This window comes from Lewinella sp. (assembly GCF_050633125.1).
Lineage (GTDB): Bacteria > Bacteroidota > Bacteroidia > Chitinophagales > Saprospiraceae > Lewinella.
On record NZ_JBOEFX010000089.1, the window covers coordinates 1 to 709 of the forward strand.

The following is a 709-nucleotide window of genomic DNA, read 5'->3' on the forward strand; positions in this document are numbered from 1 at the left end:
ATGAGTCAGGATACCTCGCCCGTGCATACGTATCTGCAAGACGGCACCTACGAGGTGTGCCTTACTGTCAGCAACGACAATGGAAGCCATACCTACTGCCAGACCTTGCAGGTAGGCACCGTGGGTACGCAGTCACCCGTGGTGGAGGTGGAGGTACAGACCTTTCCCAACCCATTCCCCGATCAGTTTTCGGTGGTGCTCTCAGATTATTACCCCCGGCACGCAGTGGTCACGTACTACACCCTGGCGGGGCAGCGCGTACACCAGCAGCGTCTCTTCCATGGCTGGAACACGGTGGATGGTAGCGGCTGGCCCAGCGGCATCTACCTCTACGAGGTGTGGGATGGTGCGCAGCAGCTGGCTAGTGGCAAGGTGGTGAAGGGGTGATTTGCTTTGAACTAGATGAGGCACATAAGGGCTCCCTCCTCGGTTCTCCCTCACGAGGCAGGAAGACTGGATGGGTAGACTATTTAATTTTGGCAATTTTACACCGATGATTCAATGAATATGATAACGCTAAAACACCAATGCCCCCTCCAAGGTGGCAATGCCGTACACCGTGCCCGCACGATGCTGCGAGGCATTGGCGAGTACAATTTCCAAGGCGTGAATTGTGTGAGTGCGCAAGCACTACAAGGTGACAATTCAAATGACTCACCAGCTACTGATCGTAAGTTGTCAGATGTAGACGATGAAGCAACAGACCCCG

At 54.4% G+C, this 709-nt stretch carries 2 protein-coding genes; both read left to right on the plus strand.

The window, feature by feature from the left end:
- A partial coding sequence (locus tag ACRBG0_RS19085) for a T9SS type A sorting domain-containing protein (protein ID WP_431488456.1) occupies positions 1-387 on the plus strand: 387 nt, incomplete at its 5' end.
- Positions 388-501: 114 nt separating this feature from the next.
- A partial coding sequence (locus ACRBG0_RS19090; RefSeq protein ID WP_431488457.1) for a hypothetical protein occupies positions 502-709 on the plus strand: 208 nt, incomplete at its 3' end.